Below are 16013 nucleotides of genomic sequence, written 5' to 3' on the forward strand. Positions count from 1 at the left end.
AATGCTGCACATTGGCGGAAAAACATTCACATCAAGACTATTACTCGGAACAGGGAAGTACCCATCATTTGAAATTCAAAAAGAAGCGGTGAACGTATCAGAAGCCGAAATTTTAACCTTTGCTGTCAGAAGAATGAACATATTCGAAGCATCTCAGCCTAATTTTTTGGAGCAGCTTGATTTATCAAAATATACGCTGCTTCCGAATACAGCTGGAGCAAGTACAGCAGAAGAGGCAGTGCGTATTGCCCGTTTAGCAAAGGCTTCTGGGCTTTGTGACATGATCAAGGTAGAAGTCATTGGCTGTTCAAGGTCTCTTCTGCCAGATCCAGTTGAAACATTAAAAGCATCTGAAATGCTGCTCGAAGAAGGATTTATCGTGCTGCCATATACATCTGATGATGTGGTGCTGGCAAGAAAATTAGAAGAACTCGGTGTCCATGCCATCATGCCTGGTGCTTCACCGATTGGTTCAGGCCAAGGCTTACTAAATCCTCTGAATCTCTCATTTATTATCGAGCAGGCGAAGGTGCCGGTCATTGTTGATGCTGGCGTAGGTTCTCCGAAGGATGCAGCTTATGCGATGGAGCTTGGAGCTGACGCTGTATTACTAAACACCGCTGTGTCCGGTGCAAAGGATCCTGTGAAAATGGCAAAAGCAATGAAACTGGCGATTGAATCAGGAAGACTAGGCTTTGAGGCAGGACGTATTCCGCTAAAAAACTATGGGACAGCGAGCAGTCCACAGGAAGGAATGCCGTCATTTTGAGCACTCGTTATTCACGCCAGGAGCTTTTTCAGCCAATCGGAACAGAGGGTCAAAAGCGGCTAAATGACTCAAAGGCAGTTATTGTTGGAGCGGGGGCACTTGGAACCGCAAGTGCTGAAATGCTCGTTCGTGCCGGCGTTGGTTCTGTCACCATTTTGGACCGAGATTATATTGAATGGAGCAACCTTCAGCGTCAGCAGCTTTACACGGAGCAAGACGTGAAGGATCGGCTGCCAAAAGCTGTGGCGGCTGAAAAAAGACTCAAGCAAGTAAACAGTGATGTGCACATCAAAGGAATCGTAATCGATGTGACTGCTCACAATATTGACGAACTTGTCAGCGGGGCTTCAATCATTGTCGATGCAGCGGATAATTTTGAGGTGAGAATGATCGCAAATGATGCCGCTGTCAAACATCAAATTCCGTTCCTTTATGGGGCCTGTGTAGCAAGTTACGGCATTCAATTCACTGTGATTCCTGGTGAGACGCCGTGTTTACACTGTCTGCTTGAACATTTACCCGCACAAGGCATGACATGTGATACAGCAGGTATCATCAGTCCAGTTGTGCAGCAGGTGGCCGCATATCAAGGGGCAGATGCACTTAAATATTTAACAGGACATCAAGTGACGCCAATTTTAAAATCCTTCGATTTATGGAAAAATGAACGGTCTGATATTCGATCGGCCGCGTCTTTAAAGAAGAAGCAATGTCCAAGCTGTGGACTGAAGACCTATCCATTTCTTTCATATGACAAGAGAGCGAAGGCAGATGTACTATGCGGCCGCAATACGGTACAAATCCGCAGTGCAGCAGAAACACCGCCGCCTTTACATGAAGTTGCTCTTCGGTTAAAGAAAGCAGGATTGGATGTGCTTGAGAATCCATATTTGCTTTCGTGTCAAAAGGATGAATTTAAACTTGTCTTATTTAAAGATGGCAGAGCACTTGTTCATGGTACGAATGATATTGCCAAAGCAAGAACCATTTATCATCAATGGATTGGCTAATGAGAGGTGTGAAGAAATGATCAAAAAAGCATTCACAATCGCGGGTTCTGATTCTGGCGGCGGAGCAGGCATTCAGGCAGATTTGAAAACCTTTCAGGAGCTCGGTGTGTACGGAATGTCTGCGATCACAGCGATTACTGCGCAAAACACACTAGGTGTTCACGGGATATACCCGCTTTCAATTGAGGCGTTAGAGCGTCAAATAGATGCAGTGGCAAAAGACTTACTGCCAGATGCCGTCAAAACAGGGATGCTGTGGAGTGCAGACATGATCAAAATCGTAGCTGAAAAAACGGTTCAATATGAAATGAAGCTGATTGTAGATCCAGTCATGATCGCAAAAGGAGGAGCCTCTTTATTAAATGAAGATGCGGTCTCTGCGATGAAAACACACTTGCTGCCTGTCAGCTATGCTGTAACACCGAATCTTCCTGAGGCAGAAGTACTAACAGGCATACGTATTCAGACGAAAGAGGACCGCTATGTGGCAGCGGAGCGTCTTTATGAGCTTGGCACGAAACATGTCGTGATCAAAGGCGGCCATGGTCCATCTGATGGGATGATTTCAGACCTGCTGTATGATGGAAAAGGCTTTATTGAAGTCACAAATGAACATATTGATACACCGCATACACATGGTACAGGCTGCACGTTTGCAGCAGCATTAACAGCTGAAATTGCGAAAGGATATTCGATGAAGGAAGCCTTTGAAACAGCAGAAACCTTTGTCCATGAAGCCATTAAATTCCCTTTACGTATTGGATCTGGACATGGACCTACGAACCATTTTGCTTATCAGCAAAACAGAATCAAACGATAACGGAATCGAACCGTCTTCACTTGTGAGGGCGGTTTTTTCGCGAAAATGAAACTTTCTTTCAGCGGAAATTGTCATTCTCTTATGATCTATGATAATATTATGATCAGGTACTAATACTATGTCTTGAAAAAATAGGAGGCTTTATTACATATGAACTTTTCTTTAGAAGGCCGTAATATCGTGGTGATGGGTGTTGCCAATAAACGAAGCATCGCTTGGGGAATTGCCCGCTCACTTCATGAAGCTGGAGCTCGTTTGATTTTTACTTATGTTGGAGATCGTCTTGCTGAATCGGTAAAAGATCTGGCAAGCACACTTGAGCGTGATGATTCAATTATTCTTCCATGTGACGTGACAAGTGACGAAGAAATCGAAAAATGTTTCGCTGCAATTAAAGAAAAAGTACAAGTCATTCATGGCGTTGCGCATGCCATTGCATTTGCAAACAAGGAAGAGCTTGTTGGCGAATACTTGAACACGAACCGTGAAGGTTTCCTTTTGGCGCACAATATTAGTGCATACTCATTAACTGCTGTAGCAAAAGCAGCACGTCCATTAATGACAGAGGGTGGAAGCATTGTGACGCTTACATACCTAGGCGGAGAGCGTGTTGTATCAAACTACAACGTAATGGGTGTAGCGAAAGCATCACTTGAAGCAAGTGTGAAATATTTAGCAGCTGATTTAGGCGCAGAAGGCATCCGCGTGAACAGTATTTCTGCTGGTCCAATTCGTACGTTATCTGCAAAAGGCATCAGCGGCTTTAATACCATTCTGAAGGATATTGAAGAGCGTGCACCGCTCCGCCGTACAACAACTCCTGAAGAAGTTGGCGATACAGCTCTATTCTTATTCAGTGATCTATCTCGCGGCATGACAGGTGAGAATCTGCATGTTGATTCTGGCTTCCATATCATTGCCCGCTAAACGAATACAAGACTTGCAGCATACCGATGAAGGGTATGCTGTTTTTTTATTTTTCTTCTGATTTGAGGCCTCCGTTCATATATATAAGGAATGAATCATTCGGGAGGGATTAGTATGTCAAATAAAGGTGATGAGAATCAAAAGCCGCTGATGTATATTGTTCAGCCGAGCTATCAAGAATCAAAGCCGGCCATGCAAAATATTGTGAGAAAGCGAAAGAAATCAGAAAAACAGCCAGAAAGTGAGTCCAATGCAAAAGATGTGATCAAAGAAAGCAAGCAGGAGGAACCTGCAGCTCAAGAAATAGAGCATAAAAAAGAAGCCGAGCCGCCTAAACTTCAACATGATGAACGAGAAATAACACAAGAAGCTGAGTTTACAGAAGAACAAGAGATCCCACAAGAAGCAGGGCCTGCACAGGAACAAGAGGATACACAAGAAGCCGAGCCTGCGCAGGAACAAGAGATCACACAAGAACCAGAGCTCATACAAAAGCGAGAGCCTCAAGAAGAAGAGGGAAACCAGCCAGAAGGTGTCTTTCATGAAACAAAAGAAGAACCAAGAAGAAAACGAGTGAAAAAGCCTTTAAGTCAGATGAGTATTGATGAAAAAGTCGATTTTCTCACAAGACTGCCTCATAATATGCCAAGGGCTCTTTGTCTGATTGAAGCTGATGGTAAAACATATCGAGGGATCATCATGGATCGAAAAGATGATACTGTGATCATTCGTACAGCAGGCGGGGGAAATCCAGTCGAATTAGCGATTGCTGAGATTTCTTCCATCCACCCGCTAGGTTTTTAACTAATAAAAAAAGTCCCATTTAGGGACTTTTTTTGTTAGCAGTTACGATTGATGAGTCTTGGGTTTAGGCACTCAATTGCGCAGAAGCAGTTAAGGTCTACTTCAACACAATACTTCGATTTTTCTAATCGGAACACATCACATAGGGAATCTTTATCTGTAAAATCTAAAATATGACGGTCTTTGTCAAATGCGATAAGCAAGCTGAGTGTTGCACAGTGATCACAGATATGTTCGACTCTGAAAAATGCAGTACTGAAGCAGGGGCCTGCATCTACTTCTCCGACGTTTCCGAATGCGACGAATGGTTTTGATTTGGATGTAAAGAGAACAAACGGGACAGTGTCACCTAATGAATGTGATGGAGAAAGGAGATTGCTGTAACAGCTGGTCGGGCAATCTTCTTTGACAGCATTTTGCAAGTCGCTAATGTTTTCAACAGCCTCTGTTACACAGCTCCATGAATGATTGCGGCTCATATTCAACCCTCCTATACTAGGAAATTTGTTTGAGTGTTTGAGCACTGTCATCATCTTCAAGCTATCTTTGCCGGCTCATGCATCTACTTTTAACCAATGCGGAAGCAGCCGCTTCTTATGCTGACTGCTCCGCATGATTGGCTGTCATTCGTGAGGAAGGGGATGCTTTGACTCATGACAAGTTAGATGAGCGGCCTGTTGATTTAGCCGTGGTGATGATGCTTTTTATCTTTTGATGGCATGACTCTGTCGACAAGCTCTGGGTTTAAGCATTGGATTGCGCAGAAGCAGTTTAGATCAACCTCAATACAAAAGTCCGTTTTTTCTAGACCAAAGAAGTCAGGGTCACAAGGGTGACATACGCTTAGCGTATGTCCGTGTACATCAACAGGTCTTAATACAGATAACGTAGCACAGCAGTCGTGTAATTTTTCAACCCGGAAGAAAATAGATTCGAAGCATTGGCAATCGTCAACGAATCCTCCGATGTTTCCGAAAGTAGAGAACAACCCGCCCTTTTTATCAAAAAGTAAAAACGGAATCGTATCTTTTCCAGAAACTGTTGGGCTTAATAAATTACTGTAGCAGCTCGTAGGACATTTATCTTCTACAGCTTCCTGCTCTGCTAAAATCTTATCAACCGCATCGCATACACAGTTTTCATCATGTCGGCCATGGTGTTTTCCGCAGCTCATGGATTTCAGCTCCTTTAACAAGGTATTTGACTTTAGTCCTTAACAACATATGTATGCGCCCTCTAGTTGGTGTGGGTAAATGACCATTTATATTTGATGTATTTTGATAAAAGGAAAAGCAGAGCTTTTCGCTCTGCTTTTGTACATTAGAGGATACCGATTGCAACGATTGTTGCAACAAGTGTTTGAGTAAGTGTTTGGATTGCGATAGAGATGTCCGCATCGATTGTAGATACTGTAACGTTTCTTGAATTTTCGATGACAAGTTTTTGGCGGTTTGTTTGTTTGTGAGTAGCGGCTTGTAAAAGATCCTGCGTAACGCGGTCTGCCAAATCACCGTCAGCGATTGAGATATTTGTAATAGTGATGATCGCTGTTTGAATCGCTACTTGGATAGATGCTGCAACCTGTGCATCAACAGAAGAGACGTTAATGTCACAAGAGTCTCTGACGATAATGACTTCTTCAGATGTCTGCTTTGTGAAACTTACTTGATCCAAGTCTTGTAAGACATCTTCATCATCATAATAGTCGTCACAAAGTGCTTTTCTTTCATAGTTGCAATCGTCGTGGTGTCTGTGGTGTCCGTGGTGTCCATGGTGTGTACAGTTACGATCTAGAGCGACCCAAGAATATGGTTTAGAATCCATTTCTATTCCTCCTTCCGTTTACTTTATTAAATGCTGGAATGCGTGGTTTTGTCTCGGGCATTTACCCTAGCAGGCAACCCATTTTTATTTAATCGTTATTACGCTGCGCATCACGGCGTTGCTGAATACGATTTCGAAGTGAATTTCGTTTTGGACGTACTTTTGGTTCAGGCTCTACTTGTTCCGGCTGTTTTGCTGCCTCAGCCTGCCTTTTTTTCTCCTGCTGCTGTTCTACGAAATCATTTGCTTTCTTTTGCAAGTCCTCCACTAATTTCAAAATCATTCTTCTTTGATCATCTGAGATATTTGCTTTCTGATCATCAGTAATATTGTTTTTGTTTAACACATCACTGACAAGAAGACTTGTTAATGGATCAATATCAGTATTGATTTGAAACTCCTTTTTTTCGTTCTCTTCAGCCACGATGATTTCACCTCTTTCATACGTCATGTTAGAAAAAGAAAGGGTCAAAGAATGCCGGCTTCAACTAAGAGTACATTCAATGTTTGAGTGAGAATTTGGACGGAGTTCATAATGGATGCATCTGATAATGTAATCGTAATGTTATGGCAGTTGATGATTTGAATCACAGTTTTCTTTTGGACTGTCACTTGTTGTGTGGATAAAAGCTGATCTGTGATGTCGGCAGCCACTTCATCGTCTGGTACAAGAATTTGGATTAAAAGAGTAATGATTGTCGTTACGGTCGCTTGAAGGGAGAGTGCAGCTGTTACATCTGTTTTATGAATTGTGACATTTTCGGAATCTTTGATCTCAATGAAATCATCATAATTGCTGATTAATTCGTTTAACAGTTGTGTATATAATATTTCAGCACTTTCTTCAATAGACAATACTTTCACTCCTTTCTTATCTATACATTATTTAATGCAGCAAGGACGCAAGGTGGAATCGGAAAGTGTGAAAAAGTACAACCCAATTTTATTTCCGCTCGATTCATCATGACGATCTTTTTTCTTGCATATATAAAGAAAGGATGGAAAAAGAAGAAAGAAGGAGGTGGAGGCTTCTGAGCGGTGCTTTGTCATTTGTCGTGTTTGCCCTCGCATCCTTTAGACTGACGAGACTGATTGTGTTTGATACCATTACGGCCCCTTTCCGCCGTCTATTTCATGAAGAACAGGAAGAGGTAAACGAACAAGGTGAGGTCGAAACATATATCATCATTAAAGGGGAAGGACTGCGGTCTTGGGTTGGAGAACTGTTAAGCTGTTATTGGTGTACTGGCATATGGTGCACTGCTGCCTTACTTCTGATATACATATTTTTTCCTGTCATCAGCATGTGGCTTAATTTACTATTAGCGATTGCCGCAGCAGCAGGCATCATTGAAGCGGTCGTCTCAAAGCTTGTGAAATAAACAGGCATTCTGATCAGACACGCTTTCAACAAATGCATATACTATCATGGAATAGGAAAGGAAGGGTTGCGATGAAACCAAACGAAACGCCGTCACATACGCTTCAAGGTTATCCAGCGCAGTCAAATCAACAATCTGTATATACGAAGAAAATCAAGAAAACAGGCTGCGGCTGTGGAAACAAAAAGAAACCTCAATAGAAGAGAAAAACAAAAGCCGGATTTATCCGGTTTTTTTGTTGCCCTTTTTTTGAGTGATGCATATGTAAGAGGGAAGGGGTGACCAGAATGGATGCATTCGAACAATTAATTGGTTCCTTGTTCACTAAACCCCATGATGGGAAAGAACAAGCGCACGAGAAGGCTGAAATGGATCTAACGGATAAAGCGAATGATCTTGAGGAGCACTTAAAAGAATTTGGCGTGAAGATGGAGGCTTTTGCGAAAGAAACAGAAGCATTCATGATGCGTCATAGAGAGGCAGATTACGTATTTAAACAGCAGAAATAAAAATTCCGCACTTTTTTATGTGATCGTCCAAACCATTTCTTTCATTTTTCATACTTTGTAAGGGAGAAGAGGAGGTGCTTATATATGAGTTGTTACGGTGGCGGTTCTTGCGGCGGCTACGGAGGTGGCTACGGCGGCGGATATGGATCAACATTTGTTCTTGTCGTTGTGCTTTTCATCCTTCTAATTATCGTTGGTGCTTCTTTCTTTAACTACTAAAAAGTAAGAAGGTGAGGGAAGCAAGGGGGAAGCCTTTTGCTTTCCTTTCTCTTTGATCAAACAAGGCTTTAGGATAGGCACATATCTCGCCTATTTTCATATAGTAAGGTGATTACTCCACAAAGAGGAGGCAAATGAATGGATAATAAATTCTTTAAAAGCGTAGAAAACAAAACCGGTGTGAATATGAATGATGTGTTTAAACTTGCAGGTTCTTTGCAAAATGCCAACTTTAAAGATGAGAATACCGTTCGAGGTGTCATTAAAAAAGTAGCGCAGCTTGCGAACAAACGTGTACCTAAAGAAATGGAAGACAAAATCGTTCAATCGATTACAAGTGGAAAAGAAAAGCTTGATTTCAATACAATCTCTAAAATGATGAACAACAAAAAATAAACAACAGGCTCTCCGTTTAAAGGGGGGCCTGTTGTTTTTGCGTAAATAATTCACGGTTTTTCTTTAGAAGAGGATATAAAAAGCGAGAACGATGAGCCGTTTTTCCTCGTCTAAATGATGGAACAGACAGATAAAGAGATTGTTCAGCTCTTGTCATGGCCACGTATAATAAACGGCGCTCTTCTTCCAGCGCTTCTTCATCACCGTTTCTGAGTTCATCCAGTGAGAAATCATGGGGCAGTGCCCCGTCGACCACACAAGTGATGTATACTGTCTGGAACTCAAGTCCCTTTGCGCGGTGGATCGTCATGAGCTGAACACCGGGTTCATCTGTTTTTTCCTTTTCGGCAGACTTCATATGTTCGGCATGTGCGAGAAAGGCTTCAATCGTTTCAAAGCGTTTGGCGGCTGTTTTCACATCACGTACATCATCCGCTCCTTTTTCAAGTACATTCGTATCGTTCACCCGTTTTTTTAAATAATCCCCGAGTCCCATCTTTTGTTCAATAAATGCCACCGCGTCCGATGGCTTTAATGTACGTAACGTTCGGAACAAAGGAACGATTGATTGCAGCTTTTTCTGTTGAAACGGCTGTATATCTGTCAGTTTTCCGAGCGCTTCTACCATTGAGCAATCTTCTGTGATGGTCAGTGCCTTTAGTGTATTCAGGGTTTGCTGCTTTAAAAAGAAAACCGGCAGCAGCTGTTTTATGGCGGCCACATCATCTGCATCCTGACTTAAGGAAAGAAAGGCGAGAAGAACCCGAACCATTCGTCTGCTGTAGAAGGCTTTGACGCCAGCATCCGTCTCATATGGAATCGCCGATTGATGCAGCCGTTCATAAATCGCACGGCCGCCTGTATTCGTTCGAAACAGCACGCAGAAGTCATTCGGCTTTGCACCATTTTTAATTTTCTCCTGAATATCTGCGACAATCATGGTCGCTTCCTCTTCTTCGTCATATGGATAGAAGAGCGTCGGAGGAATTTTCTCCGCGCGCACGGCTTTTAACGTCTTCTCATAACGATGCTGATTTTTCTTAATAATCGCATCAGCACTTGCGACAATCGTATGGTGAGACCGGTAATTCGCATGTAAATGGACGATCTGAGCCGAAGGATAGTCCTGTTTGAATTCAAGAATGAAAGCAGGATTGCTACCCCTAAAGGCGTAAATGGCTTGATCATCATCGCCTACACAAAATAACTGCTCTGATTCTCCGGCTAAAAGCTGAATTAATTGATATTGCACTGGATTAATATCCTGAAATTCATCCACTAAAATATATTGGAATCGTTCTTGATACCGTTTTAGCAGTTCTGGCTGTTCTTTCAGCATATGTAAGCAGGCAATCGCCATATCATCAAAGTCAAATTGCTGATGATCTCGTTTTTGCTGTTCATATGATTGATAGATCGTCCACATGTGTTTTTCCTTTTCATCTTTCAAATCAGGAAGTTCACCTGGTAAAAAAGCATTTTTCCAATAGCCGATCGATTGCAGTACTTGATCGGTAGGGTAGTCTTTCTCATCAAGTCCTTCATTCATCATGGCTTTTCGAATGTATTGCTCCTTTTGCCAGTCAAACTTGATCAGATGCTGGCCGTTCCATTTGTTTGCGTCATCGTGAAGCAGCATTTTATAAAAAAGACTGTGGAAGGTGCCTGTCACTACTTGGCTGGCTTGTGAAGGATGAAGCTGGTATTGCTTGCGCAGTCTTTCTTTCATCTCATTGCTCGCTTTTGTGGTGAAAGTTACGAGTAAAATATGGTGAGCAGGAATATGATGATGGGACATGAGATAAGCCGCTCTAGCCGTCAGGACTCTTGTTTTCCCGCTGCCGGCACCAGCCAGCACAAGCATCGGACCATCTAAATGTGTGACAGCTTGAAGCTGCGGTGTGCTAAAGGTGATATGCGGGAAGAGGTCGATCGTATGAACTTCTTCATTCTCTTCTAAATGTAAGGCGTCGCTAAATTGAATCGACCTTGGTTCCTGCCAGTCATATGATTCGCTCGTTTGCGAGATGATCTGTTTGCCGGTTGGAAAACGGAAGCCGCCAAGTTCTTTATAGGAAGCCTTTTCCTCTTGTTCAGCCGTTTGATGATGATCTGCTTGTTCTTCAGCTTTTTCACAAATCTCTTGCTGAGACATGTGCTTATGAATAAAGGCAGGTTCATCATGTATATTTAATCTAAAAAAGACCGGTTGTCCGCAATATGGGCAGAATAATTGTCCTTTTTTTCCCTCGTCATGGAGGAATTGATAGTGTTCTCTCGAATACGTATGTAATGAGATCGTTCGATCATGTCGTCGTGCGCATTTCAAAGCTAGTCCTCCAATAGTCAATCAATCTTAAAATGAAACACATCTAATCATATCAAATGAGGCGTGTTTCAAACAGTCATAATTAGGGAATAGTAGAATAGAAGAGAAGCAAAGGAGGCGTTCTTGATGGGATATATAGCCCCGATTCAGCCGGATCTGTATTTTCAATATATCAATCGTCCAGCTCCTCAAGATAAAGAAGACTATGCGAAAGTAACAAAGGTTACTCGCACCTTTCATGACAAGATATACAGAGAGCTGGAGAAAAAAGAGGACTTAGTGACAGAAGCGGAAACGAAAGTACAGCAAAAAAAGCGGGAACGCTTTGTACGAGATATGTTTATGGAGGAAGGCAAGGGCATTCATATCAATACGTATATATAAATGATTGCGCTTTCTTCCTGTGGCGAACGATAATGAAAAAGAAAAAGCCAGAGCATCTTGAATGCTCTGGCTTTTCTTTTGGTCAAACAGACAGCGTTTTTGTCATTTTGACATGTGTGATCCCTGCTTCTTCAAACGGTTCAGAAACCGCTTTGTAGCCTTTCTTTTCGTAGAAAGGAAGAGCTTGGACTTGGGCATGCATCACCGCTTCTTTTGCTCCATTTGCAATCGCTTCTGTTTCTAGCGCCTCTAATAGTTTGTGGCCAAGGCCGAAGGAGCGCGCCTCTTTTAACACACAAATGCGTTCAAGCTTTGCCTTTGATCCCTCAATGATCCGCAGTCTAGCAGCCGCCTGAGGTTTTTTGTCATCATTGTAAATGACAAAATGGGTGGCTTTGTCCTCTAGTTCATCTATTTCGATCTCTACTGGAACTTCTTGTTCTTTTACGAATACTTCTTTTCGAACATAGTATGCATCTTCTCGTTGTGTTTGTTCTGTTGCGATGACTGTTTTCAAATGTCTTTAACCCTCTTCTCCTAAAATAAATGTTTCATAGACGGTCCAAGATCCGTTCTCTAATTGATATAAAAGGTGGAAGCGATCCACTGTTTCTTCATGGTCAATTTTTCTCAGCTTTAATGTGCCAAGTACGTCTGAATGCTCATCATCGGATAGTTTTTGAGCGACTGTCACATGCGGAACAAAGGCATATTCAGGTGTACCAGCAAGTGGCTCTGCGTACAATCTTTCATTGAGCGCCATGATGTCCTCGTTCGGTTCTACTTTCATATAAATGACGTTGTTTACAGGAGCGAATGAACTGAATTTTTTAATACGTAACGTAATAGGAGAAGCATTTTTTGCATAATCTCTTAACGTTGAGACGACCTCAGCCGCTTCTAGATCCGTTAATTCAAAAGGTGTTCTTAATGTTAAATGAGGCGGTATGAGTGCATAGTTCGGATCATAACGCTTCCGGTAAGAGTTCGCAATATCTTGCAATTTTTTTGATGGAAATATAACAACTCCGTATTTCATCATGTTCCCTCCTGAATAAGAAAGTATTTATTATTGTTTATTATAACAAAATTCAGTTGATTAACGAATATGGGAGCATTCTTTTTAACGAAGGCGCAATGAGCGGCTGCCAAAACGTCCATTTATGATCCCCTTCGAATGTCTCAAATAAATAATCCGCACCAGATTGTTCAAGAAGGGCCTTTAAATCTTCATTCGGCTGAACAAAATCAAGCACCTGGCCATCTGTTGTTTTCACAGCCGTTTCCTCAAGCCCAATTTGATGGATAATGGCATAATGAGAAAGGGCTGTCGACTGTTTGACGGCTTCTAGAACCGACTCGTCAACGTAAGGGGACTGCAAAATCAGCCCGCCGAATAAAGAAGGATAATCAATGGCTGTCATAAGGGAAATCGTCGCACCAAGTGAATCACCAATAAACGTTCGTCCTGATCCAATTTGATAGGTTGGAAAGTGTTGATCAATATAAGGAACCAGTTCATTTGCTAAAAAGCGTTTATACGCTTCAAACTTTGTACCTTCTGGATGATACGTGTTTCGTCTTTCCGTGACATTTTCATAAGGAACACCAATGATAATCGAGCGTTCCATTTCTTTGTTTTGCATCAATTCTTCTGCCTGTCTGCCTATTTTGCCTAGGCGGAAATAATCATGACCATCCTGGGCAATGATGACATGATATGTATAAAGGGGGGAGTAATTGACTGGCAAATAGATCAAAATGGTCATGTCCGCCCCAAGTTCTTTTGACTGTAAGGTTTCTTCTTGAATGATTCCTGTTTTCTTCACCATAATCCAATCCTCCAGCTAACCAAATTCATCATAAAGTGAAACGTTTCCATTCATTGTAACACGAAAAACAGCGTTGTTCCTATATGCTAACATGCAATCAAACCGTATAACATCGATTCTGTTATAAAATACAGAAAATTTTAATTAATCATGACATTTCCCCTTGAAAAATGAGATTTAATGGGTTACAGTATTAAGAATTAGAACAGACAGACAACACATTCTTATCGTGAGAGGTGGAGGGACTGGCCCTTTGAAACCTCAGCAACCGGTATGCATCACTTCATGTGATGTACCAAGGTGCTAAATCCAGCAAGCAGCTTTTTTGCTTGGAAGATAAGAGGAAGCGATTAAACCCCTTCTTCTTATGAAGAAGGGGTTTTCTGTTTTGAAATCAGATTTTTACTTAGGATGGTGTCAAATGACAGAACATGTGGAAACGAAATTAGCGCAGATTGGAAACCGTAGCGAAGAGGTGACTGGCACTGTCAGTCCTCCCGTTTATCTTTCGACAGCATATAGACATAGAGGTATAGGGGAATCTACAGGATTTGATTACATTCGAACGAAAAACCCAACAAGACAGCTTGTAGAGGATGCAATTGCTTCACTCGAAGAAGGGACGGCCGGTTTTGCCTTCAGTTCGGGAATGGCGGCAATCCAAACGATCATGGCTCTATTTGAAAGCGGAGATGAACTCATCGTCTCATCAGACCTATATGGCGGTACATACCGTTTGTTTGAAAACGAATGGAAAAAGTACGGCCTGCGTTTTCTTTATGACGATTTTTCAGATGAAGACTGTTTACGCTCTAAAATCACGCCAAACACAAAAGCGGTCTTTATTGAGACACCGACAAATCCACTGATGCAGGAAGCAGATATTCAAAAAATAGCGAAGATTGCAAAAGAGCATGGCGCTTTGGTGATTGTCGATAACACCTTTTACACACCAGTCTTGCAAAAGCCGATTACGCTTGGAGCGGACATTGTCATTCATAGCGCAACCAAATATTTAGGCGGACATAATGACGTTCTTGCCGGGCTTGTGGTCACAAAAGGAGAGCAGCTGTCTGAAGACATGTTCCAGCATCAAAACGCGATAGGAGCGGTTCTATCACCATTTGACTCATGGCTTTTAATGAGAGGAATGAAAACACTGGCTCTTAGAATGCGCCAGCACGAGGCAAATGCGAAGGAGCTGGCTGAGTTTTTAAAGAAACAGCCAGAAATTCAAGATGTCCTTTATCCAGGAAAGGGAGGCATGCTGTCATTTCGAGTAGCTAAAGAGGACTGGGTCAATCCATTTTTAAAGCAGCTAAAAACGATTTGTTTTGCTGAAAGCCTTGGCGGAGTCGAAAGCTTCATTACGTATCCTGCAACACAAACGCACATGGATATTCCAGAAGAGATTCGCATTGCAAACGGTGTATGTAACAAGCTGCTCCGTTTCTCTGTTGGCATCGAGCATGTAGATGATCTGAAAGCAGACTTGAAACAGGCACTATCACAAGTAAAAGAGGAGGTACACGCCAAATGACCACACACGATTGGACACTCGAAACACAACTCGTTCATAATGCGTTTAAAACAGACCGTTCAACAGGTGCAGTCAGTGTACCGATTCAGCATGCATCCACATTTCATCAAAGCAGCTTCGATGAATTTGGCCAATATGACTACTCCAGATCGGGAACTCCGACACGTCAAGCATTAGAGGATACGATTGCAGCGCTGGAAGGAGGAACGAGAGGGCTTGCCTTTGCATCAGGCATGGCAGCCATTTCAACCGCTTTTCTTCTATTATCAAAGGGAGATCACGTCCTTGTCACAAGAGATGTGTACGGCGGGACTTTCCGAATGATCACCCAAGTTCTTTCAAGATTTGGAATTGAGCATACCTTCGTGGACATGACCGATTTGAATGAAGTCAAAAGAGGCATTCAATCAAATACAAAGGTCATTTACATGGAAACACCGTCAAATCCAACACTAGGGATTACAGATATTGAAGGTGTTGTCCAGCTTGCGAAAGAGCATAACTGTCTGACTTTCTTAGATAATACGTTTTTAACCCCTGCGTTTCAGCGTCCGCTTGACCTTGGTGTTGACGTTGTTCTGCACAGCGCAACGAAATTTTTAAGCGGCCACAGTGATGTGCTGTCAGGCTTAGCCGTGGTGAAAGATGAGAAGCTGGGAGAGGAACTTTATTCGCTGCAAAACTCCTTCGGTGCGGTCCTTGGCGTGCAGGACTGCTGGCTTGTGTTAAGAGGGTTAAAAACCCTTCAGGTGAGATTAGAAAAAGCAAGCCAAACGGCCTTCGAACTAGCTTCATTTCTAAAAGAACATCCTGCGGTGAAAAAAGTATACTACCCAGGCTTAGACGATCATCCTGGGGCACACATTCAGCGCAAGCAAGCAAGCGGAGCTGGAGCCGTTCTCTCATTTGAACTAGAAAACCAAGCGGCTGTCAAAGAATTGGTGGATGCCGTCACATTACCTGTATTCGCCGTCAGCCTCGGCGCCGTTGAATCCATTCTGTCGTATCCAGCTAAAATGTCACATGCGGCTATGCCAAAAGAAGAAAGAGAAAAAAGAGGGATTACAGATGGGCTGCTTCGTTTAAGTGTCGGAGTTGAAAACGGAGAAGACCTCAAACGCGACTTCAAACAAGCACTCGATCAACTAAAGCCCGTCCTTGTGAACCAATCATAAAGAAGGAGAGAAAAAAGCCGGCACAGCCGCCGGCTTTTTGACCTTTTTTGAACAAAACCATTGACGGCTTAATATGATGGTTATATAATAGAG

At 42.5% G+C, this 16013-nt stretch carries 22 protein-coding genes and 1 riboswitch; of the genes, 13 read left to right on the top strand and 9 right to left on the bottom strand.

Translation table 11 applies throughout. The features are described from left to right. The first annotated feature begins 1 nt into the window (after position 1). The 5 genes from NSQ34_RS05675 (at position 2) to NSQ34_RS05695 (ending at position 4330) form a co-directional block, all read left to right on the top strand. A complete protein-coding gene (locus NSQ34_RS05675; RefSeq protein WP_176967519.1) occupies positions 2-769 on the top strand; it encodes a thiazole synthase in 768 nt (255 codons plus the stop codon). Then, complete coding sequence (locus tag NSQ34_RS05680; protein WP_176967518.1) at positions 766-1779, top strand: thiazole biosynthesis adenylyltransferase ThiF; 1014 nt, start codon at positions 766-768, stop codon at positions 1777-1779. The genes NSQ34_RS05675 and NSQ34_RS05680 overlap by 4 nt, the downstream gene beginning before the upstream one ends. Positions 1780-1795: 16 nt before the next feature. Beyond that, positions 1796-2599 carry a bifunctional hydroxymethylpyrimidine kinase/phosphomethylpyrimidine kinase gene (thiD, locus tag NSQ34_RS05685; RefSeq protein WP_254001645.1) on the top strand — a complete coding sequence of 268 codons (804 nt, stop codon included), beginning with the start codon at positions 1796-1798 and terminating at the stop codon, positions 2597-2599. 150 nt (positions 2600-2749) lie between these two features. Further along, positions 2750-3526, top strand: a complete 777-nt coding sequence (fabI, locus tag NSQ34_RS05690; protein ID WP_254001646.1) for an enoyl-ACP reductase FabI — start codon at positions 2750-2752, stop codon at positions 3524-3526. A 114-nt stretch (positions 3527-3640) separates the two neighbouring features. Continuing rightward, positions 3641-4330 carry a CotO family spore coat protein gene (locus NSQ34_RS05695; RefSeq protein ID WP_268456267.1) on the top strand — a complete coding sequence of 230 codons (690 nt, stop codon included), beginning with the start codon at positions 3641-3643 and terminating at the stop codon, positions 4328-4330. Between the two features lie 35 nt (positions 4331-4365). Here NSQ34_RS05695 and NSQ34_RS05700 read toward each other — a convergent pair whose 3' ends face one another. The 5 genes from NSQ34_RS05700 to NSQ34_RS05720 form a co-directional block, all read right to left on the bottom strand. Then, positions 4366-4809, bottom strand: coding sequence for a CotY/CotZ family spore coat protein (locus NSQ34_RS05700; RefSeq protein WP_041110159.1), 444 nt, complete (start codon positions 4807-4809; stop codon positions 4366-4368). A gap of 203 nt (positions 4810-5012) precedes the next feature. Then, positions 5013-5504, bottom strand: a complete 492-nt coding sequence (locus NSQ34_RS05705; RefSeq protein WP_003211658.1) for a CotY/CotZ family spore coat protein — start codon at positions 5502-5504, stop codon at positions 5013-5015. A 146-nt stretch (positions 5505-5650) separates the two neighbouring features. Further along, positions 5651-6154, bottom strand: a complete 504-nt coding sequence (locus NSQ34_RS05710; RefSeq protein WP_034282028.1) for a spore coat protein — start codon at positions 6152-6154, stop codon at positions 5651-5653. Positions 6155-6242: 88 nt separating this feature from the next. After that, positions 6243-6578 carry a hypothetical protein gene (locus tag NSQ34_RS05715; RefSeq protein WP_034282321.1) on the bottom strand — a complete coding sequence of 112 codons (336 nt, stop codon included), beginning with the start codon at positions 6576-6578 and terminating at the stop codon, positions 6243-6245. A gap of 44 nt (positions 6579-6622) precedes the next feature. Further along, positions 6623-7018 carry a spore coat protein gene (locus NSQ34_RS05720; RefSeq protein ID WP_223250954.1) on the bottom strand — a complete coding sequence of 132 codons (396 nt, stop codon included), beginning with the start codon at positions 7016-7018 and terminating at the stop codon, positions 6623-6625. Between the two features lie 134 nt (positions 7019-7152). Here NSQ34_RS05720 and NSQ34_RS05725 point away from each other — a divergent pair, with 134 nt between their 5' ends. The 5 genes from NSQ34_RS05725 to NSQ34_RS05745 all read left to right on the top strand — a co-directional run bounded on the left by NSQ34_RS05725 (position 7153) and on the right by NSQ34_RS05745 (position 8660). Continuing rightward, complete coding sequence (locus tag NSQ34_RS05725) at positions 7153-7536, top strand: DUF1360 domain-containing protein (RefSeq protein WP_254001648.1); 384 nt, start codon at positions 7153-7155, stop codon at positions 7534-7536. A gap of 71 nt (positions 7537-7607) precedes the next feature. Then, the gene (locus tag NSQ34_RS05730) at positions 7608-7736 is read left to right on the top strand and encodes a hypothetical protein (protein ID WP_255290946.1); all 129 of its coding nucleotides are present in this window, start codon (positions 7608-7610) and stop codon (positions 7734-7736) included. A gap of 87 nt (positions 7737-7823) precedes the next feature. Beyond that, complete coding sequence (locus NSQ34_RS05735; protein ID WP_034282024.1) at positions 7824-8045, top strand: hypothetical protein; 222 nt, start codon at positions 7824-7826, stop codon at positions 8043-8045. An 84-nt stretch (positions 8046-8129) separates the two neighbouring features. Continuing rightward, positions 8130-8264: a YjcZ family sporulation protein gene (locus NSQ34_RS05740; protein WP_034282023.1), complete on the top strand. Its 135-nt coding sequence runs from the start codon at positions 8130-8132 to the stop codon at positions 8262-8264. Positions 8265-8402: 138 nt separating this feature from the next. Next, on the top strand, positions 8403-8660 hold the full coding sequence (locus NSQ34_RS05745; protein ID WP_034282022.1) for a stage VI sporulation protein F: 258 nt from the start codon (positions 8403-8405) through the stop codon (positions 8658-8660). A 16-nt stretch (positions 8661-8676) separates the two neighbouring features. Here NSQ34_RS05745 and NSQ34_RS05750 read toward each other — a convergent pair whose 3' ends face one another. Continuing rightward, positions 8677-10989 carry an ATP-dependent helicase gene (locus tag NSQ34_RS05750; protein ID WP_342501050.1) on the bottom strand — a complete coding sequence of 771 codons (2313 nt, stop codon included), beginning with the start codon at positions 10987-10989 and terminating at the stop codon, positions 8677-8679. Between the two features lie 126 nt (positions 10990-11115). Here NSQ34_RS05750 and NSQ34_RS05755 point away from each other — a divergent pair, with 126 nt between their 5' ends. Further along, positions 11116-11373, top strand: coding sequence for a hypothetical protein (locus tag NSQ34_RS05755; protein WP_024425007.1), 258 nt, complete (start codon positions 11116-11118; stop codon positions 11371-11373). Positions 11374-11455: 82 nt separating this feature from the next. Here NSQ34_RS05755 and NSQ34_RS05760 read toward each other — a convergent pair whose 3' ends face one another. Genes NSQ34_RS05760 through NSQ34_RS05770 form a run of 3 tightly spaced genes read right to left on the bottom strand, consistent with a single transcriptional unit; the run spans position 11456 to position 13205 of the window. Beyond that, positions 11456-11890 carry a GNAT family N-acetyltransferase gene (locus NSQ34_RS05760; RefSeq protein WP_024426455.1) on the bottom strand — a complete coding sequence of 145 codons (435 nt, stop codon included), beginning with the start codon at positions 11888-11890 and terminating at the stop codon, positions 11456-11458. A 6-nt stretch (positions 11891-11896) separates the two neighbouring features. Next, complete coding sequence (locus tag NSQ34_RS05765; protein WP_039177859.1) at positions 11897-12412, bottom strand: YjcG family protein; 516 nt, start codon at positions 12410-12412, stop codon at positions 11897-11899. 52 nt (positions 12413-12464) lie between these two features. Beyond that, positions 12465-13205, bottom strand: a complete 741-nt coding sequence (locus NSQ34_RS05770) for an esterase family protein (protein WP_268421374.1) — start codon at positions 13203-13205, stop codon at positions 12465-12467. A 221-nt stretch (positions 13206-13426) separates the two neighbouring features. Beyond that, positions 13427-13548, top strand: a riboswitch (SAM riboswitch). Between the two features lie 78 nt (positions 13549-13626). Between NSQ34_RS05770 and NSQ34_RS05775 the strand changes: the two genes are divergently transcribed. Beyond that, a complete protein-coding gene (locus tag NSQ34_RS05775; RefSeq protein WP_024426452.1) occupies positions 13627-14745 on the top strand; it encodes a methionine biosynthesis PLP-dependent protein in 1119 nt (372 codons plus the stop codon). Beyond that, a complete protein-coding gene (gene metC / locus NSQ34_RS05780) occupies positions 14742-15920 on the top strand; it encodes a cystathionine beta-lyase (protein ID WP_268436414.1) in 1179 nt (392 codons plus the stop codon). The genes NSQ34_RS05775 and metC overlap by 4 nt, the downstream gene beginning before the upstream one ends. Positions 15921-16013 lie beyond the last annotated feature (93 nt).

Source organism: Bacillus sp. FSL P2-0069 (genome assembly GCF_038593315.1).
Lineage (GTDB): Bacteria > Bacillota > Bacilli > Bacillales > Bacillaceae > Bacillus > Bacillus safensis.

Coding starts and splice junctions, on each gene's coding strand:
- NSQ34_RS05675 (WP_176967519.1), top strand. CDS start 2: ATGCTGCACATTGGCGGAAAAACATTCACATCAAGACTATTACTCGGA.
- thiD (WP_254001645.1), top strand. CDS start 1,796: ATGATCAAAAAAGCATTCACAATCGCGGGTTCTGATTCTGGCGGCGGA.
- fabI (WP_254001646.1), top strand. CDS start 2,750: ATGAACTTTTCTTTAGAAGGCCGTAATATCGTGGTGATGGGTGTTGCC.
- NSQ34_RS05695 (WP_268456267.1), top strand. CDS start 3,641: ATGTCAAATAAAGGTGATGAGAATCAAAAGCCGCTGATGTATATTGTT.
- NSQ34_RS05700 (WP_041110159.1), bottom strand. CDS start 4,809: ATGAGCCGCAATCATTCATGGAGCTGTGTAACAGAGGCTGTTGAAAAC.
- NSQ34_RS05705 (WP_003211658.1), bottom strand. CDS start 5,504: ATGAGCTGCGGAAAACACCATGGCCGACATGATGAAAACTGTGTATGC.
- NSQ34_RS05710 (WP_034282028.1), bottom strand. CDS start 6,154: ATGGATTCTAAACCATATTCTTGGGTCGCTCTAGATCGTAACTGTACA.
- NSQ34_RS05725 (WP_254001648.1), top strand. CDS start 7,153: ATGGAAAAAGAAGAAAGAAGGAGGTGGAGGCTTCTGAGCGGTGCTTTG.
- NSQ34_RS05730 (WP_255290946.1), top strand. CDS start 7,608: ATGAAACCAAACGAAACGCCGTCACATACGCTTCAAGGTTATCCAGCG.
- NSQ34_RS05735 (WP_034282024.1), top strand. CDS start 7,824: ATGGATGCATTCGAACAATTAATTGGTTCCTTGTTCACTAAACCCCAT.
- NSQ34_RS05740 (WP_034282023.1), top strand. CDS start 8,130: ATGAGTTGTTACGGTGGCGGTTCTTGCGGCGGCTACGGAGGTGGCTAC.
- NSQ34_RS05745 (WP_034282022.1), top strand. CDS start 8,403: ATGGATAATAAATTCTTTAAAAGCGTAGAAAACAAAACCGGTGTGAAT.
- NSQ34_RS05755 (WP_024425007.1), top strand. CDS start 11,116: ATGGGATATATAGCCCCGATTCAGCCGGATCTGTATTTTCAATATATC.
- NSQ34_RS05765 (WP_039177859.1), bottom strand. CDS start 12,412: ATGAAATACGGAGTTGTTATATTTCCATCAAAAAAATTGCAAGATATT.
- NSQ34_RS05770 (WP_268421374.1), bottom strand. CDS start 13,205: ATGGTGAAGAAAACAGGAATCATTCAAGAAGAAACCTTACAGTCAAAA.
- NSQ34_RS05775 (WP_024426452.1), top strand. CDS start 13,627: ATGACAGAACATGTGGAAACGAAATTAGCGCAGATTGGAAACCGTAGC.
- metC (WP_268436414.1), top strand. CDS start 14,742: ATGACCACACACGATTGGACACTCGAAACACAACTCGTTCATAATGCG.